We start from the raw sequence: 9551 nt of genomic DNA on the forward strand, positions 1-9551 counted from the left end.
CAAATCCCTCCATCTCTTCTGTGTAACCACTACCCCAATTAGGTGATTCGATAGAACTAAAAAGCACCCATTCACACGCAAAAAAGCATGCAGAATGGGTGCAATTAGATATCTCAAAACACTATCGGTAGTCCGTCTCTTGGGAAACGGGTAGGAACTCGCCGGCCATTCTCCAGCAATTATACCGATAGTAATTACGTTCTCATTTGTTTCATCAAATATACCAAAAGTGTACGAATTTGCAAGCGTTTTTCAGAAAATCGCTATTCAAAGTTCGTGTTTACATGTCATTTCTGGCATGAATCCCCAACTTTTTGCGGGTATAGTTAATCATATTAAGTATTAACATTTTAGGAGAAAGTTGTATGCGTCCTATTGAACCCCACAAACGAACAAACCGGTTACCTGCTGTAGTTATCTTTTGCCTCGTCTTAATGATGGGAGCAATTATCACAGCAGCTTATTTTCTCGGGCATTCAAACGGTTATCAACGTGGGGTGTTGCATGGCGCTGAGGAGGCTTTGACGGTGCAATCATCTGGGACAAAAAAGTCAGATAGTAGCGCCATGTTGGAGAAAGCCTTAAAGACCGCTGCAACGGCTGCCAAGGTGAATCCAGACTCAGTTTCCGCAACGAATGAGGTTTATAACCCAACTGATCGAACAGTTGAAGTGACATTTGAAGACGGCGAATTAACGCACACGGTTGTGGTTAGCCGCGATTGCAAGACCGTGCTGTCACACACCAGCGCACCAGTACAGTAAATAAAGAAAACGGCCAGGAAACAAATTCCTGGCCGTTATTTTGTTAGAAGAAGTATTCCAAATCTGATGCTGGCGTTGGGTACGCGTACAAACGATCACGGATCGCTTGGTAGCCATCCTTGTTGTTAATTGCTTCAGTGAAGTAATTAATCAACTCATCAGCATGCGCACAAAAAACCGTTGCGCCTACCAACTTCTTGTCGGCATCTAAGACAACCTTGGCACGGGCCGCTGGCTCACCAGTACGGTAATACGTGAACCAGTTCGTCATGTCGATATCGCGGACTGAATAGCCGTTTTCTTCAGCATATTGCGTTGGCACACCAACCGCTGCCAACTTAGGCGTACCGTAAACCACAACCGGCACCGCTGGGTATTCGATTGGTTGGTCATGACCTAGGATAACTGACGCTGCATAACGCGCCTCGTAGTAACCAACCGTCGTGATACGTGGCTTGCTTGTGTTGGCCACGTCACCCGCTGCATAAATGTGTGGGTTTGACGTACGCAAGAATTCATCAACATTAATACCGTGGATGTCATCTTCAACACCAGCGTTCTCCAATTGTAGCGTGTCGTTATTTCCAACACGACCAACCGCGCGGACAACCACACCGGCTGGAATCGTGCTACCAAAACTCAACGTTGCTGAGTAGCCGTCATCCGTCTTCGCCACTTCCGTAACTTCTGTGTTGAAGTAAATACGAATGCCACGGTCATCCAATTGATCGAATAGCGTATCAACAAACGCTTCGTCAAATTCTGACAACAACTCACTACCACGGACAACCAAGTGAACTTGTGCCCCTGCAGCAGCTGCGATTGAGGCGAACTCAACGGCAATGTAGCCACCACCAATAATCACAATGTCTTCAGGCATCTCAGCCAAGCTCAAGAATTGCTCAGAGTTGATTGTGTATTCAGCCCCAGGAATTTCCAATTCAGCTGGTCGTTGACCAACCGTCAAAATCCAGTCAGTTGCTTGCACTTCAACATCTTCATCACCGTGCACAATCACTGTATCTTCATTGATAAAGTGAGCTGCCCCGTAAATGTGACCAATGCCGTTAGCGTCCAATAAGTGAACCGTCTTGTCAGGAATTGCTTCCGTGAAGCGCATCTTACGGCCCATCAGGTCTTCCCAGTTAATATCAACCTTACCGTCAACACCATCCCCACGTAGGAAGTCCACGTGTTCCTTGGCTTCAACAGCGGCCAACAAAATCTTCTTAGGATCGCAACCATAATTTGGGCATGTTCCACCCCATAGGTACTTTTCAATCAAAACGACTGACTTACCTGCAGCCTTCACATCTTCCGCAGCGGCCAAACCGGCTGGTCCAGCACCAATAATTGCCACGTCATAGTGTAATGTCTCTGCCATGTCTTACTCCTCGTTAACTTTAATTTTGTAACTCTATTCTATCAGGATTGTCTAGTGACTTCTGATTAGATGTATTGCAACAAAGTCTTAACGAAGTGCTCAAGCTCAGCCTTTTCCTTGGCACCGAAACGGTTGAAGGCCGTTGAGTCGATATCCAAGATACCCAAGCGCTTACCATCGGCCGTCGTCAAAGGTACCACGATTTCAGCGTTTGATGCTGGGTCGCACGCGATGTGACCGTCAAAGACGTGCACGTCAGCAACCGTAATCGTTTCTTGCTTCGTGAATGACTCACCAACCACACCTGAACCAGGCTTGATGCGGACAACCGCTGGCTTACCCAAGAAAGGTCCAAGAATCAACTCATCAACCTTCTCGTCATACAAGTAGAAACCAGCCCAGTTAACTTGCTTCAAGTTTTCAAACAAGATGGCTGAGGCGTTAGCCAAGTTGGCTAGTGGGAACTTTTCTGATTCTTCCCCCTTGATCCATTCAATCAACAACTTTGAAATCAATGGTGTCTTCAACAATGTGTCTGCTTCTGCGCGTGTAATCTCAATTGCCATAATCTATATACCTCGTTTATTAAATACTCTCTATTTTCGTCATGAATGCGGTGACTAAAAAGAAAAAGCCGCCCCTAGCCAGAATAATCTCTAGCTAGGGACGACTTTATCGTGTTACCACCCTAATTTATGTACTTGTCACCAAATACACCTCTACAGTTCGCCGCACTAAAGCGGATAAACCAGGGAAGATAACGGTTCCTACCGTGACATCAGCTTGCACCGACGTCATTTCTCCGAGCTCATCTTCATGCCTTGAACGAAACGATTTCACATCAACCAATCGCTTTCTGGGTTCATTCGTAACACTACTCTTCTCATCACCGAATTCATGTCTTAACTTTATGTGCTTTATCATACACACTAAAAATTAGAATGTCAACAACTAATATGAGAGTTCTTTCATATTAGCCAACATATTCATTAATCCAATTTTGAACGTCCTTCGGATTCAAACGTTCACCATTTCCAATGTGTGCGACTTGTTGACCATCTTCAAACAAGACAAATGCTGGAATACCCATCAGGCCTTGTTCTTGGGCGACAGCTAAATTCGCGTCACGATCAGCATCCACCCAATTTGCTCCGCGGTCGATTACCGTATCTTTGAATTGTTGCACAAACGGCTTAATCGCTTTGCAGTCACCACACCAGTCCGCTTGCAAAAACATTAATTGCTTCCCTGGTTGCTTAATAACTGCCTCAATCGTCGCATCATCATTTGCGGTTGGTTCATAAAATTGCATGTTTCTTTCCCCCATTCTTTAAGGAGAAGCATAACAAAAACGCTGACCAATGAAAAGTGGCCAGCTTTTTCTCATTAAATGATGTCATCACCGATGCGGGCGATTTGTTGATCGATTTCACGCTCACGTTCACGCAAGGCGTGTGATGCGGTGTGAATGATACTCGTTGAACGAGACACCTTGTTATAAAGGACATCTGTCGCAAACAACGAGTACTCTGACATCGCCTTTGACGCAACCACTTGGGCAATCCACAAGTGGTCTTCAGCCAATTCGAGCGTTTCATCGAAACGAACCTTACTATCCAACAAATCTACTGAACGGTAAATCTTGTTCCAGACCATACCTGAAATAACGTGACCACGGTGCGTCACACCTTCAAACATGCCAGCGCGATCAATTTTGCGGAAGGTCACTTCATGTGCCTTCTTTGGGGCACCACTAGCTCCCCAACTAAAACCAACACTCACAATACTAATGTCAGGATTTTCTTCCAAAGCACCGACCAGCGTTTCAACAAATGATGGCGCCAATTGGTCATCCCCATCCACGAAGATAAAATACTTACCGCGAATTTGGTCTAGCGCCTGATTGCGAACAGCCGCAACACCTTTACGCTTGTTATTCTTAATAACACGCATACGGTCATCACGAGCTGCCCAGTGGTTAATTTCTGACATCGTGTCATCTGTTGACGCATCATCCAAAATCACGATGTCCATGTTCTTATACGTTTGCTTATTTACGGTTTTTAGGCTGTGGCCAATGTATCCCTCAAGATTGTGACTCAACACAGCAACCGTCACGAGTGGTTCCTTATACATTGTATTTTCCTCTTTTGTTTAATTTCAAGACCACTATAAACTAAAATCCGCACGACCGGTGGAAAAAGGTCGTGCGGATTTTCTGATGTGCGTTTAATTGTAGTTGGTCAAATTAGAAAGTCAAAACAACCTTACCGCGAACGGCTTGTGACTCAACAATCTTGTGACCTTCCTTCAAGTTTTCCAAGTTGAATGGCTTTACTTCAGCAACAGCAACCTTGTAGTCACCGTTTCCCAAGTGCTCCATCAACTTCGTCAAAACTTCAGTCGTTGATTGCATCACGTAGTAGTCACCCTTGATGTTCTTGGCATCACGGGCAGCCTTAACGTCGTCACCCAAAGGAACAGTAGACACGATGCGTCCACCTTCCTTCAAAACTTGCACTGAACCCAAAGCGTTGTTACCACCGATGATTTCAACAACAGTATCAACTGATGACTCTGGAATCACGTCAGTAAACTTTTGCGTCGTGAAGTCGATCGTCTCGATGTCGGCGTTCAACTCGTGTAGGTAGTCAATGTCAGTAGGCAATGACGTCGTGTAGATCTTTGATGCGCCACGGTACAAAGCAGTTTGCAAAGCAGCGTAACCAACGGCACCGGCACCACCGTGGATCAAGATTGACTCACCTTCTTGCAAGTTCAATGCATCAACAACGGCTTGGTAACCAGTTTGACCACCCAAGGCCAAAGCGGCTGCATCTTCAAATGAAACTGAATCTGGCAAGTGACCAGCAGTGTCAGCATCAACAACAGCATACTCTGCGTATCCGTGCTCGTGTGGTACAGCAACAACGCGCTCACCAACCTTGAACTCAGTTACGTCAGCGGCAACTGCTTCAACAACACCGGCAATCGTTGATCCACCGATCATGTTTTCCTTTGCAGGCACACCAAAGGCACCGGCACGGAACTTAACGTCGTATGGGTCCATTGCGATAGCAGCTTGCTTGATCAAGATGCTACCCTTCGTCAAAACTGGTACTTCTACTTCAGCTTCGTGGAAGACATCAACGTCTCCAAATTCGTCAAATACAACGGCCTTCATCGTAGTCATATCCTAAGTCCTTCTTTCGCTTCAAAAAATCTCAAATAAAAATCTATCAATATTTATGCAACTTATTTTACACTTACGAAAAGTAAATGCAACAGAAAATGCCAACTTTGTGAAATTTAGTGGTCTAGACTGTATACTCTTAGTATGACAGAAAAGCGGAGGAAAGTGTTGTGGGAGGCTTTGGCGTACCTATCAAAGACGCAATTATTGCGTTTCCAATCATACTAATTGTTTTATTCGTACCATTTTTGTTTTTACAATATCGTCGCTTCGGATCCGTGACCTTTTGGCACACGGTGATGACGTTTAGTTTCGTATTTTACTTTACGACTGCCTACTTCATGGTTATCTTGCCGTTGCCAACGGAAGCAACCTTGGAGCATTTGCAGGCGATTCACGCACAGACGATGAACTTAGATCCACTCCAAGTCGTCCGTACCTTCTTTAACGACAACCCCTACTTCCACGGTGGCGGGTTGAAGGCCGGCTTGTTGGATCCATCATTTACGCAGGCAGCCTTTAACGTGTTGCTAACCGTACCATTCGGTATGTATTTGCACTTTTACTTTAAGCGCGGTTTCTTCACAACGTTAATTCTAACGATGATGCTAACAGCGTTTTACGAAACGACGCAATATACCGCGTTGTATCACATCTACTGGCGCCCATACCGCTTGTTCGACGTTGACGACCTCATTTTGAACACCATGGGTGGCGTGATCGGTTGGATTTTCGCCCCACTACTTGGGTTGATTTTCCCATCCCGTGACCGCATGGATGAACGTGCACGCAGCCTTGGCCACCGTGTCACGCTGGTACGTCGTCTACTATCATTCGGCGTGGATTTCGTTATCGCATCAATTATCGGCTTCGTTCTTAATCAACTTGTATCAAACCAAACAGCAACTGACCTTGTGTCATACCTCATTATTTGGGGGATTGTGCCATTCTTGATTGGCGCAACGCTTGGTCAACTGATTGTCCGCACCCGTTATGACGTGGCTAAGTCACAACGTTGGCGCATTTTCATTCGAAACGGTTTGATGGTCGGTTTTACAATTTACTTCTTCCCATTCTGGTTGCAACTCATTGGTTCAACTGGAACGGTATCAGCTGAATTGTTGAACCGAACATACACGTTCATTCTCTTGTTTGCGACCCCAGCCGTTGTGTTGGTCCTAGATTGGTTAATCACAATCTTCCGTCCGCAACACAAGCTACTATATGAAAAGATCAGTGGCGTTGGTTCAGAAGCTATCGTCAAGCAAACGACAATGGCCGACGCGCCAATTATGCAAGAACAACCAAAAACACCCGCTACACCTGAGGTTGCGCCTAAGCAACCAACCACGCGCAGCGAGCGTCATCAATAGTCAAAAGAGCACTGCAAAAATATGCAGTGCCCTTTACTTATTTATATAGTAGTTAGTTCATTAACGAACGACCGCAACGGCCCACTTCTTCTTACCGCGCTTTACGATGACGTACTTACCATCGTACTTTGCAGCTGGGTTAACAACCGCTTCTTCGTCAGTGATTTGCTCACCGTTGATACGGATAGCCCCGTCCTTAACAGACTTACGTGCGGCCGTCTTTGACTTTTCCAAGCCAGCTGCAACAACCAAGTCCAACAAGCCGATTTCAGCGTTGTCGATTTCGAACGTTGGTACATTTCCAGCCAAGATTGCGACTTCATCAGTCGTCAATTCTGACACATCAGCGTTTCCGAACAAGACCTTCGTCATCGTCTCAGCCGTCTTAACAGCATCAGCACCGTGAACGAACGTCGTGACTTCTTGCGCCAAACGACGTTGTGCGTTACGAGCAGCTGCGTTCTCTTGCAAGTCAGCAACTAGGCCAGCGATTTCGTCTTGTGACAAGAACGTGAAGTACTTCAACATCTTCTCAACGTCTGAATCAGCCGTGTTCAACCAGAATTGGTAGAATTCGAATGGCGTCGTCTTTTCAGGGTCAAGCCAAACAGCTCCACCTTCAGTCTTACCAAACTTCGTACCGTCAGCCTTCAACAACAAAGGCACCGTCAAACCAAAGGCTGGTGCTTCTCCGCCTTCAAGCTTGTGGATCAAATCGATACCACCAGTAATGTTACCCCATTGGTCTGATCCACCAACTTGCAAACGCACGTTTTCGCGCTTCCACAACTCGTGGAAGTCGATTGATTGCAAGATTTGGTACGTGAACTCAGTAAATGAGATTCCCGCTTCCAAACGTGATGCAACCACGTCCTTAGCCAACATCGTGTTGATTGAGAACAACTTACCGTACTCACGCAACATGTCTAGCAATGACAACTTTCCCAACCAGTCAAAGTTGTTAACAATCGTGAAACCATCTTCACCAAACAACTTAACCATTTGGGCGCGAATCTTTTCAACGTTAGCGGCTACGTCTTCTTGTGACAACAACTTACGCTCTGACTTCTTACCTGATGGGTCACCGATTGGACCAGTGGCACCACCCACAACGATAACTGGCTTTTGACCAGCCAATTGGAATCGCTTCAAAATCATAAATGGAATCAAGTGACCGATGTGCATTGAGTCACCAGTTGGGTCAATACCAACGTATACCCCAATTTGTTCCTTAGCCATTTGATCACGCAAACCAGCTTCGTCAGTGGTTTGGTTGATGGCACCACGCCATTCAAGTTCTTGTAAAATATCTTCTGCCATAACTATTCTCCTCTAAAAATGATGTAATCGCCACTGGTCGGGTACAAAAAAGCGCCCCAACCAGCTATAACACTGATTAGGGCGCTGTTAAACGCGGTACCACCTAATTTGCCACAGTATGCTGTGACCACTCATATTCCCAGTAACGTTGGGGCAACGCACATGAGGTTTATGCGGGTGTAATTCGAGCTTCGGAATTGGTTAGTTCACAACGACCACTAACTCTCTGATTGTCCACCGATTATCTACTGAAACCGCTCATGCGATAGGTAGATTGTAGCACGTTTACTAGTTGTTTGCCATATCATTATTGATAACATCAGCCGGTTCTGGCTTACGTGAATCGCGATACAAGTTGAACGCTGTGTATGCTGCCAATGCCACAATGAAGTAGCTTAGCACCGTGATATTAATACCCGTCACCACGGTTGCGGCAACAATAACACCGAGTACACCACCAACGATGATTCCGGTGAAACCACGCCACTCAATTCGACCTGTGCGGACGAAGCCGATAGCTGACGTCATCATAATCATCGCCGCATCCATCATCATCACTGGGAAAGCGACCAATGGGTTAACCCCAACCAATGAGAAGAAAATCAACTCAGGTGTGTAGTTACCCAACCCGATAGTCATCAAAACACCCAAGGTGAAGTTCACGACCAAACCAAGTACTAGCAACCAGCCGTGCAAACCGTGAACGGCCATTGAATCAGCATGACCTGGGTTTGCAATAAGCTTAATCAGCATCGCAATGGCTGCCAATGCCAAACCAATCGACAACCCACGTTGCATTTTACGTACCGGCCAGTTAGCCGTGATACGCGTTCCAAACGCAGCGCCGGTGATGGCTGCTAGTGTCATTGGCACCAAAGTTGTCACTTCGATTTTAACTGCTGACAGGAAGAACAATGCCTCTACGAACACCGGAATGGCGTGCGCTGCGTTCATCGTTCCTGGTAGCTTACGGTCATCATCCAACCACTTCGTCCCCTTGAACAAAGCCGTTGTCGTTGCAAACGATCCGATACCCAATGTATCGCCAAAATCTGTGATAAATCCAATCAGGAATCCCGGGACAAACTTACGGAGTGGATTAATCTTATTTCGACGCATTGAAACGGTATACAAAATCGCCATACCGATTAACGCAATGATTAATATCGCCTGCAAGGCCCGTAATACTAGTTGTTCTGCCATAATAAATCTCCTGATTAAAAAAAGTTTGTCCGAGTACTTAGTTTACCAAAAATCAGTGAACCCGGCATCTTTTTTGCATCAGTTGCAATTAATGCGCTTGCTTATCACGCGGTAACATGCGATCAGAGATGCTCTGCAACTCACCAACTAAAATGTCGTAATCCTGCGTTTTACCTTGGATATAACTGGTGAATTGTCAATTCAACCGGAACACTTGAGATAAATAATATTCTTTAGCCGATCTCCAGCCGAAAAGCTTTCGAGGTCGGCTATTAATTTGCTCAACCATTTGTTCAATGTATTCGTCTGAATAA

The 9551-nt window shown here is 45.7% G+C and carries 9 protein-coding genes, 1 riboswitch and 1 other annotated feature; of the genes, 2 read left to right on the forward strand and 7 right to left on the reverse strand.

Annotated features, from left to right (window positions below):
• Positions 1 to 108: 108 nt before the first annotated feature.
• Positions 109 to 207, reverse strand: a riboswitch (purine riboswitch).
• A gap of 158 nt (positions 208 to 365) precedes the next feature.
• Entirely contained in the window at positions 366 to 764 is a 399-nt protein-coding gene (locus C6P11_RS10120; RefSeq protein WP_135520825.1) for a hypothetical protein, read from the forward strand.
• A gap of 43 nt (positions 765 to 807) precedes the next feature.
• On the opposite strand, the gene C6P11_RS10125 is transcribed toward C6P11_RS10120, so the two are convergent.
• The 5 genes from C6P11_RS10125 to C6P11_RS10145 all read right to left on the reverse strand — a co-directional run bounded on the left by C6P11_RS10125 (position 808) and on the right by C6P11_RS10145 (position 5341).
• Entirely contained in the window at positions 808 to 2148 is a 1341-nt protein-coding gene (locus C6P11_RS10125) for a dihydrolipoyl dehydrogenase family protein (protein WP_135520827.1), read from the reverse strand.
• A 65-nt stretch (positions 2149 to 2213) separates the two neighbouring features.
• Positions 2214 to 2714: a GAF domain-containing protein gene (locus tag C6P11_RS10130; protein ID WP_135520829.1), complete on the reverse strand. Its 501-nt coding sequence runs from the start codon at positions 2712 to 2714 to the stop codon at positions 2214 to 2216.
• A gap of 93 nt (positions 2715 to 2807) precedes the next feature.
• Positions 2808 to 3047 (reverse strand) — a binding site (T-box leader).
• A 74-nt stretch (positions 3048 to 3121) separates the two neighbouring features.
• A complete protein-coding gene (locus C6P11_RS10135; protein ID WP_135520831.1) occupies positions 3122 to 3460 on the reverse strand; it encodes a thioredoxin family protein in 339 nt (112 codons plus the stop codon).
• Between the two features lie 74 nt (positions 3461 to 3534).
• Complete coding sequence (locus C6P11_RS10140) at positions 3535 to 4284, reverse strand: glycosyltransferase family 2 protein (RefSeq protein WP_135520833.1); 750 nt, start codon at positions 4282 to 4284, stop codon at positions 3535 to 3537.
• 112 nt (positions 4285 to 4396) lie between these two features.
• A complete protein-coding gene (locus tag C6P11_RS10145; protein ID WP_135520835.1) occupies positions 4397 to 5341 on the reverse strand; it encodes an NADP-dependent oxidoreductase in 945 nt (314 codons plus the stop codon).
• Positions 5342 to 5619: 278 nt separating this feature from the next.
• On the opposite strand from C6P11_RS10145, the gene C6P11_RS10150 reads away from it, so the two are divergent.
• Positions 5620 to 6714: a VanZ family protein gene (locus tag C6P11_RS10150; protein ID WP_245299867.1), complete on the forward strand. Its 1095-nt coding sequence runs from the start codon at positions 5620 to 5622 to the stop codon at positions 6712 to 6714.
• 60 nt (positions 6715 to 6774) lie between these two features.
• On the opposite strand, the gene tyrS is transcribed toward C6P11_RS10150, so the two are convergent.
• Both tyrS and C6P11_RS10160 read right to left on the reverse strand, forming a co-directional pair.
• Positions 6775 to 8034 carry a tyrosine--tRNA ligase gene (gene tyrS / locus C6P11_RS10155; RefSeq protein WP_135520839.1) on the reverse strand — a complete coding sequence of 420 codons (1260 nt, stop codon included), beginning with the start codon at positions 8032 to 8034 and terminating at the stop codon, positions 6775 to 6777.
• A 288-nt stretch (positions 8035 to 8322) separates the two neighbouring features.
• Entirely contained in the window at positions 8323 to 9237 is a 915-nt protein-coding gene (locus C6P11_RS10160) for a sulfite exporter TauE/SafE family protein (RefSeq protein WP_135520841.1), read from the reverse strand.
• Between the last annotated feature and the right edge of the window lie 314 nt (positions 9238 to 9551).

Source organism: Weissella confusa (genome assembly GCF_004766315.1).
Classification (GTDB): domain Bacteria; phylum Bacillota; class Bacilli; order Lactobacillales; family Lactobacillaceae; genus Weissella; species Weissella confusa_A.

Excerpts from the sequence above, each read along its gene's own strand:
- C6P11_RS10135 (WP_135520831.1), bottom strand. The coding sequence starts at position 3,460 with ATGCAATTTTATGAACCAACCGCAAATGATGATGCGACGATTGAGGCA.
- C6P11_RS10140 (WP_135520833.1), bottom strand. The coding sequence starts at position 4,284 with ATGTATAAGGAACCACTCGTGACGGTTGCTGTGTTGAGTCACAATCTT.
- C6P11_RS10145 (WP_135520835.1), bottom strand. The coding sequence starts at position 5,341 with ATGACTACGATGAAGGCCGTTGTATTTGACGAATTTGGAGACGTTGAT.
- C6P11_RS10120 (WP_135520825.1), top strand. The coding sequence starts at position 366 with ATGCGTCCTATTGAACCCCACAAACGAACAAACCGGTTACCTGCTGTA.
- C6P11_RS10125 (WP_135520827.1), bottom strand. The coding sequence starts at position 2,148 with ATGGCAGAGACATTACACTATGACGTGGCAATTATTGGTGCTGGACCA.
- C6P11_RS10160 (WP_135520841.1), bottom strand. The coding sequence starts at position 9,237 with ATGGCAGAACAACTAGTATTACGGGCCTTGCAGGCGATATTAATCATT.
- C6P11_RS10130 (WP_135520829.1), bottom strand. The coding sequence starts at position 2,714 with ATGGCAATTGAGATTACACGCGCAGAAGCAGACACATTGTTGAAGACA.
- tyrS (WP_135520839.1), bottom strand. The coding sequence starts at position 8,034 with ATGGCAGAAGATATTTTACAAGAACTTGAATGGCGTGGTGCCATCAAC.